Source organism: Marinobacter sp. V34 (assembly GCF_055524115.1).
This window is the reverse complement of sequence record NZ_JBUPZY010000006.1, coordinates 193,341-207,864: the sequence shown is the minus strand read 5'-3', so window position 1 is coordinate 207,864 and position 14,524 is coordinate 193,341. Positions and strand designations below refer to the sequence as shown.

Genomic DNA, 14,524 nt, shown 5'->3' with positions numbered 1-14,524 from the left:
AATGATTGAGTCGATACTGGTCTTCGTCGAGAATCTGGCCTTTGTCTCAGCGCTGCGCAACTCCACGTTGGTATACCCGCTGGTCAACGCCGGGCATATTTTTGGGATTGCCCTGCTGATCGGCGGAATTGTGCCGTTGGACTTGCGTTTGCTGGGGCTCTGGCGCTACTACCCCGTGATGGTGTTTGTCGACGTGCTTCGAGTCACATCGGCGATTGGTTTGGGGTTGGCGGTTGTTTGTGGTGGGCTTCTATTTGCCACTGCGGCCGCTGACTATGCTGGATCGATGCTGTTCCGGGTAAAGATGGTGGTTGTCCTGTTGGGAGTGTTGAATGCGTTGATGCTAGCGCGGGTGTTAAAGCATCGGGATATACGAAGCCTTCCAATGAATACTTCCATGCCTTTACCCCTGAGGGCCGGGGCCTTGATGTCTCTGGTGTTCTGGGTGAGCGCGTTGGTCCTCGGCCGGCTATTAGGGTACTTCTGAGCAGTCGGGTAGCGGCATGGGCTGCCGCTACCCGGCGCTTCGATGATCAGCTGAACTCAGGCTCGAATGACTTACTTCCAGCAACCCGTTTCATCCACGCCATGTCCAGTGGAACAAGAACGTTCAGTGCGAACAGCGCCCAGCCCAACGCCTGCAGGCTGTCCGCAAACCACAGCATCAGGGCGAAAGACAGTAAGGCCCAGCTGATATCAACAACGATCATCAGGTTGAAGTATTTCTCCAGCCAACGTTCGTTCATGGCCGTAGCAGCCATATCCACGCACCAGAGCAGCAACACGATGCCCGCCACCAGATAGAACGTTGCGCCAGGGCCTCCAGCCAACTGGGCGATTGGCCCTGCGGCCAGGATCAGAACCAGCGCCAGAGGGGTGGAGAGGACAACATCGCTCAGGACGATTTGTTTTACGCTGAATTGACGCACGAAGTTTTTCATAGGATCACCTCGATCGGGTTTCGCAATGTGTTTGACTACGCTACAAAGCATCTACCCAGGCGGTGATCGACTCAATTACCTGTGAGGTAATGGTGTGGCTTACCCTCGAGGAAGATAATCACTGAACACTCGGACATTCACAGGAACGACGATGAGCGCCTTCGGTACTCTTTTTAGAGAAATGCGGCAGGGTAAACGGTTGAGCCAGATGGATTTCGCCCTTGAATGCGAAGTGTCGGCAAAACACATCAGCTTCCTGGAAACTGGCCGAAGCAAGCCCAGTAAGGGCATGGTTCTGCATCTGGCGCAGATGCTTCAAACGGATCTGGCAGGGACAAACCGTCTGCTTTCTTCGGCGGGGTTCAGTCAGGTATACAGCGACCAGGATTTGAGCGCACCCGGCATGGCGATGATCAAGGAAGCGCTTGAGCACCTCTTGCAATCGCACCTGCCTTATCCGGCGGTTGTGTTTGATCACGAATACTATTTGGTGATGGCCAACACAGCCATGCAGGAAATGATGGTCAGAATGGTGGAGTTGGGCGCGCATTTCCCGGCCAGGCCAAACTTTCTGCTGGCGCTGCTGGATGACGGGGGCATGAAACCCTTCGTGGGTGATTGGGAAAATATCGCATGCCACATGCTGCAGCGAGTCTACCATGAGCATCTCGCTGGCCCCTTTAGAGATCAGCCCAACCGATTGCTTGAGCATGCCTTGACTCTACCCGGTGTTCCAAAGGACTGGAAAAGCCACGTTGTGGAACATCTCGACTACCCAGCAATTCCTTTTACCCTGAACCTGGGGGATCAGCAGCTTAAAATCTTTTCGACCATTGCAACGATAGGCACGCCCCTGGATGTGACCGCACAGAATTTGCGGATCGAACATTTTTTCCCAATGGATGAGCGTAGCAAGGCTTTTTGGCAAAGCTGAAACGGGCTGCTGCCAAGGAACGTAGATCTGTCCCAGTGTGATGTAAGAGTCAGTGCGACGAGACGGTTGTTGGCGTCTGGCTGAGGGCCCGCACACAGCGGCGGAACAGCTCCGAAGAGAAGAACCGGTGTTCTCCTGGCTGCTCTGCCACAAATAGCTGGCCACCGGAATCGCTGAGGCCGCCTTCAATCATCAGGTTGTCACTCAGTTCAAAGTCCTCAATCGTGTGGCCGAGTTCATCCACGTCGGTTGAGCCGGCCCGCTCCCGGTACAGTCGGCTATCAAGGCTGAATCCGAAGGCCGTCTTGCCCTGGCTGACCATATAGCCCACCTCGAACACGGTGCCAGGATCAGCGCTGATGCCGCGGAACGGTGTGAGGTTGGCGATAATGGCATCGCAGCTGTCCATCAGTTTGCGGTTGGCCTGGTAGATGCGGTGCCCGCGATCGGGTTTGGCTTCGTCATCTGAAAACACTATCTCGGTGTCCAGCGGGTCGACGCCTTCAAACCCATATTCCCGGAGCAGGCGTTTTTTCTCGGCTACGATAGCCTTGTGTTCTGCGGCGGGGAAGAAGACTTCCGGGCCGGCGAGGTAGATGCGTTTGGGTTGTGTCATGGGGAATCAACTGGTCATCAAAGGCCGAAAGATACGTGGTTCCTGTTTTATCGTACCGCACAGTCTCTCCGATGGCATAATTCGGCCTTTCAATAATAACCACGGAGCGACGGCATGTCTTTGGCTGAAAAAATCTGCCTTTCCGCAGCTTTCCTGTTCTTTATGACGGGTCTGCTTACTGGCATTTGGAAGTATCGTCATATGGCGCGAAGTGAGGATGCCACCTCGCCGGTATATGTGGATATTGCTCACCGAAGCTCGCTGCTATACAGCTTCGCGGCGATACTGCTGGCGGTATTCAGCGCCCACAGCGTGCTGGCCGATTGGGTTAACACTATTGCCGCCTTGGCTGCATTGGTGTTCTTCGCCTTTGCAATTGGCACCTACGTGATTCACGGACTGCTTCAGGATACGGATAACCAATTGCGCCGGCCCCACCGCCTGGGTAAGCGGCTGCTGCCGACCTGGGTGACCGGGTTCTTCATGTTGCTGCTGATCGTTGGAGAGGTTGGCGGGGCGCTCGTTCTGGGTACAGGTGCAATGCTGGGAATCTGGAAGGGTTAAAACGAAATAAGCTCCAAGTAACCAGCGGTCGGTAAACAAACTCGCACCTAGTCAGAGCAGATTTACGTCAACGCATAATAAGTCGCTATCAAAGCGCTCAGTACTTCAGCTAACATCAGCTTTCAAAAGTTAAGGTAATAATAAAAAGGTAAAAACAGTGATGTTGCTAACTGGCTTCGGGCTTGGCTGCCTGTTGCCCCTGTTTGTGGTTACGTTGCGAGACTTCCGGCATTTGCTGGTTGGCCAGCTGTTCCTGCTGGTGATGATTGGGTCCGTGGCGTTCCTGGTTGACCCTCTGGTTCCAACCGAATGGCGCTGGATCACTTCCGACCTGCAAACCGCGTTGCCCGCCTTGTTCTGGCTGCTGTGTCAGCTGATTTTTGCGCCGCGACCGCGTTTGAAGTCGGTGTGGGGCGCGATGGCGCTATACAGCTTTCTGGCGCCGGCGTTGGCACGGCCCTTCGTAGAGCCCGGTGATGCATGGACTCCGGCGGTGTTCTTCGGATGGCGGCTGGGCCAGTTCTTCGAATACGTTGTGTTATTGCATGGCCTCAGTTTTGTGATTCGGTACTGGCGAAACGATCTGGTGGAAGCCCGCAGGAAGGCCCGCCTGGCGTTTTTGCTCATTGTCGGCAGCGCCGTGGGCGTGGCGACGGTCAGCCTGAATTTCGGGCTTTACCATGAGTACATCCGCGGGATCATCGCGGGGCTGGCGGCTTTCGCAACCCTGATTTGCCTGGTCACCGCGCGGGAGGGAATCATGGATCTGGTGGGCAGCGATCGGCCTGCCGGTTCTCCTGAGTCTCAGCCCGTTCCAACTCCAGAGGCTGAGGCTCAGGACCCCCACTCGGCACACTTGGCACAACAGAAGCAGGACGCAGCAGCGCTTGGCCGAATCATGGATGCCGGTTTCTATCGAACGGAAAAACTGACCCTCACAAAGCTGTCGGAAGCCACCGAGATTCCTGAATACCGTCTGCGCAAGGTGATCAACCAGACTCTGGGCTATCGCAATTTCAATGACTACATCAACCAGCTCCGGGTAGCCGACGCCGCTGAGCGTTTGCGGAACGAACCGGAGACACCCGTGCTGAACATCTCTCTGGATGTTGGCTATCGCACTCTTAGTTCCTTCAATCGGGCGTTTCGGGATATCCAGAACACCACTCCCACAGAGTTTCGTCAGCACTGCGTTGGCGCCGACGTCAGCTGATCAAATCCTGCAATTCCGTAGATTGCAGGTTTTGCACAGTGCCTGCTGTTTCTCCCTCCGAACCCTTGGCACACACGCCATTGCAGAATTTGCACAGGGCATGTGGCTTTCTGCATATCGGTTGTTCTCGCCAACATGTCGCATCCTGCTTAGTGTCGTTCAGGACACCGCGTTCATTTAGGAACGCACGAATAACAACAAATTGATAAAGCAGAGGTTGTGATGCGCCAGGCTAGAACGTTCAAGAAACTCTTATTGGTAACTGCCATTTCAAGCGGGCTTCTCGTTGCCGGCTGCGGTGGGGACGATGGAAAAGACGGCACGGATGGGGCCGATGGGCAGTCCGTCGATGGCACAGCACAACTCGCGGTGACCACCTCCGGTTTCTCCATTCCTGAAGGCGCCATTATGGTGGCACCGGATGCAGCGGACGGTGACGACATTACCGAAGCGCTCTCCGTGGCGTTATTCGATCTGCCGGAAGATGCCCTGGTGGTCTTGCCCAAAGGGCGTTTTGTGGTGACTGAGAGCATCGTTGTTAACAGCGCCAGTGGGCTGACCCTCACCGGCCACGGTATCAACGAAACCGCACTGGATTTCAGCACGTCCAATGGTGACGACGCGTTCCGCTTCCAGGGTGGGAATGGCATAACGGTACGGGACTTTGGCGTGTACGAGGCGCCGAAGAACGGTATCAAGGCCACTAACGTGAATGGCATTCATATGGCCTACACGGCCACGGTCTGGGAAGGGGAGCTGGAGGCGAACAACGGCGCCTACGGACTGTACCCGCTGAAGAGCCAGAACGTGCTGCTGGAGAACAACTACGCCTTCGGGTCTGCGGATGCGGGCATCTATGTGGGCCAGTCTGAGAACATCGTGGTTCGGAACAACACTGCCAAACAGAATGTGGCGGGCATTGAGATTGAAAACTCCACCATGGCGGATGTGTATAACAACATCGCGCTCGGAAACTCTGGCGGCATTCTGGTATTCGATTTGCCAGGGCTGGATAAGGCCTACGGCGGCAATGTCCGTGTTTTCAACAATCAGGCATACAACAATAACGCCGACAACGTAGGCGCTGGTGTGGTTGGAACGGTGCCACCGGGAACCGGTGCCCTGGTGTTGGCCACCAGTGACGTGGAGATGTACAACAACCAGATCACGGACAACGACACTACGGCGGTTGCGGTTACAAGCTACCTGCTGATCGATGATGATCTGGCCAGTTATCCTGCCAACTATGGCGCCACTATGGGCAATGGATGGAGCCCGACATTGAAGAACGTCTACCTGCACAACAACACCATTGCCCGGAACGGCAGTAATCCACGGGGTGCGTTACTCCAGCCGGTTATTGATGGCTACACGTCGAACATGAACAGCAAGGGATCACCGCAAATCTTTCCGGCGATTCTGTATGACGGTATCGGTGAACTGCTGTCGAACGCCGGTGAGCTGGCTGGCTTCAATGCTCTGGTTGGTGCCGAAGCTCAGGCCGATGGGGTGAACTATGACCCATACGGCGCTGGCGATCAGGTTTGTGCCAACAGCAACATCAATGGCAACCCGGCGCCAGATTACGACGAAGTGAATACCGGGCTGGTTTATCCGGATGACCCAGCCGACGTGACCATGGTCGACGGCGATGGCAATCCTCTGCCACACCTGCTGATTGATCAGATGGTCAACAACACCTACCTGAACTGCGTCCAGCCCCGACTTGCACCGGCGGTGGTGAATTTCCGCAACAACATCTACGGCTGTACCGGGGATGACCTGGCGGAAGCCGCCTGCGCGCTGTAAAAGAGGGTTTCCAATGAGCAATAACCATAAAACAATCGCAGCCGCCCTCGTGACGTCTTTGCTTCTGGCCGCCTGTGGCGGCGGAGGCGGAGACTCATCGGGCGACGATGGCGAAGGCCAAGCGGGCAGTGCACTGAATGCCGGTGCAGGGGCGCCGACAGGCGGTGAGGGCAGTTGCAGTGCGACAACCGACGGGGTCAACTGGAATGCGCTGATGACCGAGGTGTGCCCGAAGCTCTCCGACTACAATCTGTTTACTGACGCCAGCGATCCAACGGCCGGGCCTACGCGGGGCGGGGTGCCTTATGATCTCTCCACCGCGTTGTTCTCTGATTACACCAGCAAGTACCGCTTTGTATTTGTGCCTGAGGGCAAGACGGTTGGTTACAACCCGTCAGAGGCTCTGGATTTCCCGGTTGGGACGGTGATTACCAAAACCTTTGCGTTGCCGGAAAATACCGCTATGCCTGACGGTGCGGAGCTGGTGATCGAAACGCGCCTGTTGATCCACCGGGCCGATGGCTGGATGGCATTGCCGTATTACTGGTCGTCAGAGTCCGAGGCGACACTCGCCATTGCGGGGAAACGCCTGACTGACCTGACCACCATCAACAACCAGGGGCAGACGCTCACCTTTGACTATGCGGTGCCCAAAGCCGCGGACTGCACCTCCTGCCACTCCATCGTGCCAGACCTGGCCGGGCCGGATGACCAGCGTGAGCAGATCTTCCTGCCCATCGGTCCAAAAGCCCGTTATCTGAACAAGGATTTCAGCTACCCGGATGGCACAGTCTACAACCAGCTTCAATACTGGGCGGAAGGCGAACTGCTGACTGGATTACCGGCGGATTTTAACAGTGTGGAACAGGCACCGGTGTTCAATGACCAAACCCACATTCCGTCACTGAGCGACGCTGAACTGAACGACAAGGCCAGGGCCTACCTCGACATCAACTGTGCCCATTGTCACCGGGCAGACCTGACGTTGCCGGCTGACTATGCCGGGCCTGCAGGCAGTAGCGGTGTGCAGTTGGAGTATAACCGCAACTATGCTGACTCGCCGGGTAAATTCGGTGTCTGCAAGGACCCGGTGGCCGGGGGCAAAGACGGTTATCCGTACGACGTAATTCCAGGCAACGCGGATGAGTCCTACCTGCTGTTCCGCGTCGAGACGACGGACAGCCGGCACAAGATGCCCGAGCTGGGTCGAAGCACTGTGCATCAGGAAGGTGCTCAACTGATTCGTAGCTGGATTGACCAATTGCCCAGTGCCAGTTGCTCGCCGATGCCGTAATAGCGTGGGTTTAGCCGGGAATCCGGTCAAGAGAGTTGGTTTTGTGGCGGGTGAGGCTTATGCTCGTCACACATTTCTTATCCGGGAGTCGCTTTATGGGTCTGGCTATCGCATTACATGTTCTCTCTGCCGTGATTTGGGTTGGCGGTATGTTTTTCGCCTATATGGCCATGCGGCCAGCAGTGGTAGAGGTCATTGATGCATCGCAGCGGGGGGCGCTTTGGTGTCATACGTTATCCCGGTTTTTCCGGTGGGTATGGGTGGCGATCATTCTGTTGCTGGTGACTGGTTACTGGATGGTCTTCAGCGTATTCGGTGGCATGGCGGGTGCTGGCTGGCATGTCCATGTGATGCAGGGGCTGGGGATTGTGATGATGCTGCTCTATTGTCACGTCTATTTTGCCCCCTTCCGGCGGTTGAAACAGGCCGTTGCCAATCAGGACCCAGAGGAAGGCGGGCGCCAGGTGGGACAGATCCGCAAGCTGGTAGGCACCAACCTGATTCTCGGGCTGATCACAGTGGTGATCGGTGCCGGTGGTCGGTATCTTTAGGCTGATCTGGTAGCTGATAAAGCCTCATCCCGGAGACTGTTATGAACGAAGCCTGGCTGAAAACCCTCCCCAAAGCGGAATTACACCTACATCTGGAAGGCGCGCTTGAGCCCGAATTGATGTTTACACTGGCCCGGCGTAATGGCATTGAATTGCCGTGGAATGACGTCGATGTGCTTCGGCAGGCCTATTCCTTCAATAATCTGCAGGAATTCCTGGATCTGTATTACCAGGGTGCCAATGTGCTGCGAACGGAACAGGATTTCTACGATCTCACCTGGGCGTATCTGCAGAAGTGTCAGGCGCAGGGCGTTGTCCACGTTGAACCTTTCTACGATCCGCAAACCCACACCGAGCGCGGCATTCCCTTTGAAGCGGCCATCAACGGCATAAGCGGTGCCATGCGGGATGGGCGCGAGCATTTGGGCATTACCGGTGGGCTGATTCTCAGTTTCCTGCGGCACCTGTCTGAAGACGACGCCTTCCGGACACTTGAACAGGCGATGCCGTTTCGTGATCAGTTCTTTGCGGTGGGGCTGGACAGCGCCGAACAGGGCCATCCGCCCAGCAAGTTTGAGCGGGTATTTGCCAAAGCACGGGCCGAGGGCTTCCTGGCTGTTGCCCATGCTGGTGAAGAGGGGCCGCCTGAGTACATCTGGCAGGCCTTGGATCTGCTCAAGGTAAACCGTATTGACCATGGAGTTCGTGCTGCGGAAGATCCGAAGTTGTTGGACCGACTGGCGGAAGAGCAGATTCCGTTAACGGTTTGCCCTCTGTCGAACATCAAGCTGCGTGTGTTCCCGGACATGGCCCACCACAACATCCTGGAAATGTTGGATCAGGGTTTGAAGGTGACCGTGAACTCGGACGACCCGTCCTATTTCGACGGTTATGTGCTGGAGAACTTCGTGGCGCTGCGCGATGGCCTGGGGATGACCGAAGAGCAGGCCCGCCGGTTGGCGCAGAACAGTATGGACGCTCGGTTAGCTCCGTAGATTCAGCTTGTGCAAGGCCGTATCGATATTCGGCAAGATGCGGAATTCTGTCCTACCATTGAACAGTAAATCCCGCGTTCAAGGAACGAGTCATGAGCATGATCAACAGTACCCAACGTTTATTGCTTAGTTCGGTTCTCGCCACTTCAATGGTTGCCGGGGTCCATGGAGCGACACCCGCTACTGAAGGTGCGTCGGTGTATTTTATTACGCCAGTTGATGGGCAGACTGTGAGTTCGCCGGTCACAGTGAGGTTCGGTCTGGAGGGGCTGGGAGTGGCGCCAGCGGGTGTGGAACGCAAGGGCACCGGCCACCATCATCTGCTTGTGGATTTAGACGATCTGCCGCCGATGGGCCAACCCGTCCCATCGGATGAGAGCCATATTCATTTTGGTGGCGGACAGACTCAGACGTCCCTGGAATTGTCGCCGGGTGAACACACCTTGCAGTTATTGGTGGGTGATCACCTGCACGTACCCCATGAGCCGCCTGTCATGTCCGAGAAGATCACCATCACGGTGGAGTAATCGCCCAAACTGGCTCAGAGGCAGGCCAGTATGCTGTCGCCAAGTACCACCTCGCCCCCTTCAATCACTCGCGTCGTTATACCGCCATGCCCACGCATGGCGTTATAACCGCCCGGCCCAAGGGCCGTCTCCATCTTGCTGCAGGGGTGGCACGGACCGGTGTATTCCAACACCGCACTCCCAATTCGGAACGTTTTGCCTTTCAGGGCCAGCAAGTTGAGGCCAGAGACCACGATATTGCGCCGGAAAATCTTGGGATCAATAACCTCCCGCCCTAGGCAGGAGGCAATGACATACAGGTGCTCTTTCTGGATCAGGGTGACCTGCCGCTTGCTGGTCTCGCGGCCCTCGAATCGATCGCCTTTCAAGCCTTTGCCCGGCGTGATCATCGCGTAATCGAGTATTTTCATGGGCTCACCACGGGCAGGGCGGATGCCAATCCATTCAACCCGGCCACTCTGAGGAAGGGTGTCGAATAAGGTTTGAAGCGAGGTCGGTTGCGCCATGGATACCTCATGTGAGTTTTAACCCAGCCTGGGGCTGCACGGTTGTGTTGAGCGTTGTTACTCCAGAACCGTCGGCCAATTCGCATCCGCCTGGCGAATAAACCCGTCGGGATCTTCCAGCCATTGGTCCTGTATGGACTGATTGTAGTTCAGGTACAGCCGACCCTCCCGGATGCTCCAGTGCTTTGGATCCCCTTTGGCGAGATAGCCCTGGCTGACCGCCCAGGCACAATAGCCGCCGTAGACTGGAGCGAACCGCTCAGGGCTTTCCTTGAAGCGGGCAAGGTTCTCGGCGTTGGCAAATCGCCAGGTGGCCCCCTGGTACTGGGTGGTGTACTCACTGGAGCCTTTGGTGGGCTGTCCTGATTCGAAGTAACTGACCGTGTCGTACCCGCCGGCGCCGGTGTTGCTCAAGAGGCCGGTGTAAACGGGCGACTCCGAAGCTAATGCACTGGTTGTGTAGAGCAGGGCAATGGTGACCAACATTAGGAATCTGTTCATGTCGCTCTCCTTTTTTATAAAGGCTACAGGCACTAAGACACCGGTGATAGCCGTTTGTTACGCAGAGCTATTGTGACGACGTATTGTGATGAGGCCCGAGCCTCATCACAATACCCTTCTGGGGCAGCCCGGGCTTCCGGCGTGAAGTCAGACCTTTTGTTGCAGTGCCAACAGCATCTCATCGACCACCGCGAACTGGGCACTGATGGCCTTGGTGGCCTGGTCGAAATAGGCTGTTGCCGGTAGTTTCGGTGCGGCGGCAGAGAGGAACTCGGTTTCGATAACGGACAATAGCACGCTGACGGTCCGGCCGGCGTCCTTCAGTGACCGCGGCCCGTTCTGGTTGTGCCCATTCAGATCGGCGTGTGCGATGGACGACAATGCTTCAATTCGCTCACACAGAAAGCCCAGCCTGATTCGCTCCACGCCAGTGCTTTGCCCGGCTGCCGCAATGCCGGTGCCCAGAGCCCGTGCCTGTCCCAGCCATTCGGTGGTATACAGTAGCTCGCGCCATAGGGTGCTCACCCCGTCACCCGGATGCGTCACAAACAGCAGGTTATGGTGGGCTGCGATGTCTTCGATCAGTTGCAGCATGTTGGCAATGAGCTGGTTGTGCTGTTTTATGTTGTCACTGATCGGAAGCGTAAGGGCTGAGCTTTCCAGCCGGGACCAGTGGTCGGTAAACGAGGCCCAGCGTTCATGGCAAGACAAACTGGAGGCATCGAGGTTGTGAAGGTCTGCACGAATTGATGCCCGGGTCTGATCCACTTTGGGCTTGAGGGAGCGATCGCCGCCGAGATAACCCGTGCTCAGGCCACGGTGCTGTTGCAGGTGTTCGAGGAGCTGCCGCAGGCCTTTTAGCAAGTGTAACCCTTCCGCGCGCCGGGCCGGGTTCTGCCAGGGTTTCCTGATCGCCAGAACGATGATTGCGAGAGCGCTTAATGAGGCGGCAATAAGGAGTTCCATCAGCGAGTACCTCCTGCCATGGCGGGTTCTGTGAGTGTGGCTGTCAGGCTCTGGATATGTTGAACAATTTGGTCTGTTTCCTCGGTTGCCCGTCCATTGGCGTCAATCCGTTGGTGTGTGGTATCCACCTGGGTGGCGATTTCACTGACGGCGAGATCCTGCTCGCGCGCGTTCTGCGCCACTGACGCCACCTGCTCGTTCATTTGCAGGGAGTGGGACTGAATCTGCTCCAGGCACTCCTGAACGGCCCGTGTGTGAGCCACGCCGTCCTGAGCCTGCCCCAGAAGCTTGTCCATCTGGTTATGGGTCGCTTCAATTTTTTCTCTGACACTGGAAATGTTAGCGCCAATGTCAGCGGCGGATTGGTGGCTGCTGTTGGCCAGTTGGCGGACTTCGCTGGCAACAACGGCAAAGCCTCGGCCGCCGTCGCCAGCACGCGCTGCCTCGATCGCGGCGTTCAGGGCGAGCAGGTTGGTCTGTTCCGCGATGTGTCTGATGGTGGCAGTCATGCTGGTGACAGACTGAAACTGGTCGAGGAGTTGTGTCATCAGTCTGGTGGTCCGCTCTGCATCGGCCGCCATTTCGACAATGGTGTCGCTGGCCGTCGCCAGGCGACTACCGCCTTCCTTGACCAGATCGCGAACCTGTTCGCTGGCCTGTTCTGAAAACCGGGCGTTGCGTGCGACTTCGGCAATGCTCTGGCTCATCTCCTCGACAGCTGCGGAGGTTGCAGCGGACGCCTGTCGCTGCTCGCCGGCGCTGTTGGCGATATGTTGGCTGCTCTGCGACAGTTCGCCAGTGGCATGGGCGATTTCAGCAAGGCGGTCCTCAAGCCTTTGCTCCCGGCGTTCGCTGTCGCGAAGTGTGTCGGCGAAGGCTTGGGCGACGGGTCCAAATACCCCTAGTCGCGTATCAAGAAGGCGATAATCTCTTTTGTCGAGCTGATTTCGACACTCGGCAATTAGGACTTCCGTTTCTCTTTGAGCAAGAAGTAGGAGGCTGTTGGTGAGGTAGCCCGCCAATACCATCAGTACCAGTCCAGCCGCGAAATGCCCCAAAATAGTCAACACCACACCGGCAATCAGGGCCATGCTGGTGCCAGTAATAACAGGTCGGAGCCTGAGTCGGCTGGCAAACAGCGCCGCAGGGTACAGCAGTAGATTCATTATCCGTCCTCACGATCTAAAGGGTGCTCTTCGACGCGAAGCAAGATATATACCGTATCTGGATGACCGTGCCGTCCGGGTTTGGAGTCCTGAGCGGGATGGCTTGTGCACTTTTATGGGGCGCCGTTCTGTTGCCCGAGCGTAAAAACAGCGCAAAAGACCAAATGAAGCTAATCTGAATACCACTTCGTACATAGCCCCGAACCCAATCGAAAAGGAGGTTGTCATGGCAGACCCAGTTCTTTTGATCACCGGCGCATCTTCGGGCATTGGTGCCGCCACGGCTCGCGCTGCTGCGGAAAATGGTTATCGTGTTGTACTGGCAGCGCGTTCGGAAGACAGTCTTCAAAGCCTGAAGGAGGAGCTTGGTGGCGATCGGGCAATCAGTGTTCAGTGTGATGTTCAAAGCAGCGAAGACCAGAAGGCCATGGTTGAACGGGCCCTGGAAGCTTTTGGGCAAATTGATGCGGTGTTTGCCAATGCAGGTCGCGGTGGTTCGCCGGGCGGCTTCAGTGGCGCAGACACCGACGCGTGGCGGGATATGATTCTTACCAATGTTTATGGCGTTGGCCTCACTCTGCAACACTGTCTGCCAGCCCTGAAAGAAAGCCGTGGCCACTTGCTGCTCACCGGTTCCGCCGCCGGCAGGGTGACCATTCCTGGCTCTATGTACAGCGCCACGAAGTGGGCGGTGTCGGCCATCGGCTACGGTGTCCGGGAAGAGTTACGGGGAACCGGCGTTCGGGTAACGCTGATAGAGCCTGGAATGGTAGACACGCCTTTCTTTGACGAGCCCCCAGAAAGGGCACTGAAGCCGGACGACATCGCCAATGCGGTGGTCTACGCCCTGTCGCAGCCAGCCCACGTAGATGTAAACGAGATACTTGTCCGGCCTACGCCGCCCATTGAATAAGAGGGGCTCGGAAATCGGGTTAGATCAACCCCGCCCGGATCACGTCAAACGTGTCCAGAATGCGCGCCACGTACTGGTCTTTCGGGCGAAAGCTGCTTTGGGTGCTGAGAGAGGCGTCCCGCTCCAGGTGATCCAGAAGCTTGTGCAGGCGACGACGGTGCAGGCCGATTGCCGCCTGCACAGGGTCGGAAATGACGCCGGACAGCGCTGCGAATGCTGCCAGGGCGGCCATGACCGCGAGCATGACGCTGGCCGTCGTCGCCAGCGAGGGCTCGGGTGGAAACACGCTGTAGTACCACCCGCCTATGGTTTCGCCGAGGATAAAATCCCTGGCAGCCAGAGTCTTTGCGAGCATGGACGCCAGCACCACTCCGAGGCCTATGCCCCCAGGCGTAAACTTCTGGAACGCAAACGCGCCCAGTACCGTGCATGAAATGCTGTTGGTGATATCGGCAGAGGCCGTCCGGGTTACGCGGTACTGACGAAGAGCGTCGGCAATCACGGGCTCTATCAGCTTGATAAAGCGCTGGTGGTCGACCGGCTCAGAGCTGTGGCGCTCATAAACCTCCTCCAACGCTTCCAACAGATAGTCCTCCAGCAGGTGGCCCGTTGGCTGACCATTGTTCAGCAGGTCGGCCTGAATCAGATTCGAGATGTGTAGTTGTACGCGGGTGGTGAAACCCGCAGGCACGCGATCGGCCATTCGGTACAGCCACCTCAGGCCGGCTCGTTTGCGCGTCGGAATTTTTACCAGACAGGCCAGGGCGTAAATCGGCGCCCAAAGCAGGTTGATCGGCGCCCGCAACATGTCCCAGCCCAGAGCCATCCGGTTGGTCGCGACAGCTCCGGGGTAATGAAAATGTCGGTCGATAAACGCCGGCACCCGCGCCCTGCAGTCGGCAAAATACCGCTCAATTCCCGAGCGAATAGCTTGCTCTATCTCTGCCTCGGAGATGTTCTGCTCGGACGATATGGCATTCGACATAGATACTGGCGCAGTTACTGGTAAGTGGGACGGATTCATTTCC

General features: G+C 56.8%; 17 protein-coding genes. 10 read left to right on the top strand and 7 right to left on the bottom strand.

Features of this window, described 5'->3' with window-relative positions; all coding sequences use genetic code 11:
• Nucleotide 1: 1 nt before the first annotated feature.
• Nucleotides 2-487 (top strand): hypothetical protein, encoded by a 486-nt coding sequence (locus AC0B60_RS12065; protein WP_465086061.1) that lies wholly within the window; start codon nt 2-4, stop codon nt 485-487.
• 46 nt (nt 488-533) lie between these two features.
• Here the strand turns inward: AC0B60_RS12065 and AC0B60_RS12060 are convergent, their stop codons facing one another.
• A complete protein-coding gene (locus AC0B60_RS12060) occupies nt 534-941 on the bottom strand; it encodes a hypothetical protein (protein WP_465086059.1) in 408 nt (135 codons plus the stop codon).
• A gap of 151 nt (nt 942-1,092) precedes the next feature.
• On the opposite strand from AC0B60_RS12060, the gene AC0B60_RS12055 reads away from it, so the two are divergent.
• A complete protein-coding gene (locus AC0B60_RS12055) occupies nt 1,093-1,875 on the top strand; it encodes a helix-turn-helix domain-containing protein (protein ID WP_465086057.1) in 783 nt (260 codons plus the stop codon).
• Nucleotides 1,876-1,924: 49 nt separating this feature from the next.
• On the opposite strand, the gene AC0B60_RS12050 is transcribed toward AC0B60_RS12055, so the two are convergent.
• On the bottom strand, nt 1,925-2,491 hold the full coding sequence (locus AC0B60_RS12050) for a nucleoside 2-deoxyribosyltransferase (RefSeq protein WP_465086055.1): 567 nt from the start codon (nt 2,489-2,491) through the stop codon (nt 1,925-1,927).
• A 114-nt stretch (nt 2,492-2,605) separates the two neighbouring features.
• Between AC0B60_RS12050 and AC0B60_RS12045 the strand changes: the two genes are divergently transcribed.
• From AC0B60_RS12045 to AC0B60_RS12015, 7 genes are all read left to right on the top strand, one after another.
• Nucleotides 2,606-3,055: a hypothetical protein gene (locus AC0B60_RS12045; RefSeq protein WP_465086054.1), complete on the top strand. Its 450-nt coding sequence runs from the start codon at nt 2,606-2,608 to the stop codon at nt 3,053-3,055.
• Nucleotides 3,056-3,215: 160 nt separating this feature from the next.
• A complete protein-coding gene (locus AC0B60_RS12040; RefSeq protein WP_465086141.1) occupies nt 3,216-4,268 on the top strand; it encodes a helix-turn-helix domain-containing protein in 1,053 nt (350 codons plus the stop codon).
• 222 nt (nt 4,269-4,490) lie between these two features.
• Nucleotides 4,491-6,077, top strand: coding sequence for a parallel beta-helix domain-containing protein (locus AC0B60_RS12035; RefSeq protein ID WP_465086052.1), 1,587 nt, complete (start codon nt 4,491-4,493; stop codon nt 6,075-6,077).
• Between the two features lie 13 nt (nt 6,078-6,090).
• Nucleotides 6,091-7,371 carry an SO2930 family diheme c-type cytochrome gene (locus AC0B60_RS12030; protein WP_465086051.1) on the top strand — a complete coding sequence of 427 codons (1,281 nt, stop codon included), beginning with the start codon at nt 6,091-6,093 and terminating at the stop codon, nt 7,369-7,371.
• A 95-nt stretch (nt 7,372-7,466) separates the two neighbouring features.
• Nucleotides 7,467-7,922 carry a CopD family protein gene (locus AC0B60_RS12025; RefSeq protein ID WP_465086050.1) on the top strand — a complete coding sequence of 152 codons (456 nt, stop codon included), beginning with the start codon at nt 7,467-7,469 and terminating at the stop codon, nt 7,920-7,922.
• A 41-nt stretch (nt 7,923-7,963) separates the two neighbouring features.
• Nucleotides 7,964-8,917: an adenosine deaminase gene (locus tag AC0B60_RS12020; RefSeq protein ID WP_465086048.1), complete on the top strand. Its 954-nt coding sequence runs from the start codon at nt 7,964-7,966 to the stop codon at nt 8,915-8,917.
• Between the two features lie 92 nt (nt 8,918-9,009).
• Complete coding sequence (locus AC0B60_RS12015; RefSeq protein WP_465086047.1) at nt 9,010-9,444, top strand: DUF4399 domain-containing protein; 435 nt, start codon at nt 9,010-9,012, stop codon at nt 9,442-9,444.
• Between the two features lie 14 nt (nt 9,445-9,458).
• On the opposite strand, the gene AC0B60_RS12010 is transcribed toward AC0B60_RS12015, so the two are convergent.
• From AC0B60_RS12010 to AC0B60_RS11995, 4 genes are all read right to left on the bottom strand, one after another.
• Entirely contained in the window at nt 9,459-9,950 is a 492-nt protein-coding gene (locus tag AC0B60_RS12010) for an MOSC domain-containing protein (RefSeq protein WP_465086046.1), read from the bottom strand.
• Nucleotides 9,951-10,007: 57 nt separating this feature from the next.
• Nucleotides 10,008-10,451 (bottom strand): YHS domain-containing (seleno)protein, encoded by a 444-nt coding sequence (locus tag AC0B60_RS12005; RefSeq protein WP_465086045.1) that lies wholly within the window; start codon nt 10,449-10,451, stop codon nt 10,008-10,010.
• Between the two features lie 147 nt (nt 10,452-10,598).
• Entirely contained in the window at nt 10,599-11,417 is an 819-nt protein-coding gene (locus AC0B60_RS12000; protein ID WP_465086043.1) for a nitrate- and nitrite sensing domain-containing protein, read from the bottom strand.
• Complete coding sequence (locus AC0B60_RS11995) at nt 11,417-12,583, bottom strand: methyl-accepting chemotaxis protein (RefSeq protein WP_465086042.1); 1,167 nt, start codon at nt 12,581-12,583, stop codon at nt 11,417-11,419. Before AC0B60_RS11995 ends, AC0B60_RS12000 begins: the two co-directional genes overlap by 1 nt.
• A gap of 226 nt (nt 12,584-12,809) precedes the next feature.
• On the opposite strand from AC0B60_RS11995, the gene AC0B60_RS11990 reads away from it, so the two are divergent.
• Nucleotides 12,810-13,496 carry an SDR family oxidoreductase gene (locus tag AC0B60_RS11990; protein WP_465086041.1) on the top strand — a complete coding sequence of 229 codons (687 nt, stop codon included), beginning with the start codon at nt 12,810-12,812 and terminating at the stop codon, nt 13,494-13,496.
• A gap of 19 nt (nt 13,497-13,515) precedes the next feature.
• On the opposite strand, the gene AC0B60_RS11985 is transcribed toward AC0B60_RS11990, so the two are convergent.
• The gene (locus tag AC0B60_RS11985) at nt 13,516-14,481 is read right to left on the bottom strand and encodes a DUF6635 family protein (protein ID WP_465086040.1); all 966 of its coding nucleotides are present in this window, start codon (nt 14,479-14,481) and stop codon (nt 13,516-13,518) included.
• Nucleotides 14,482-14,524: the final 43 nt, after the last annotated feature.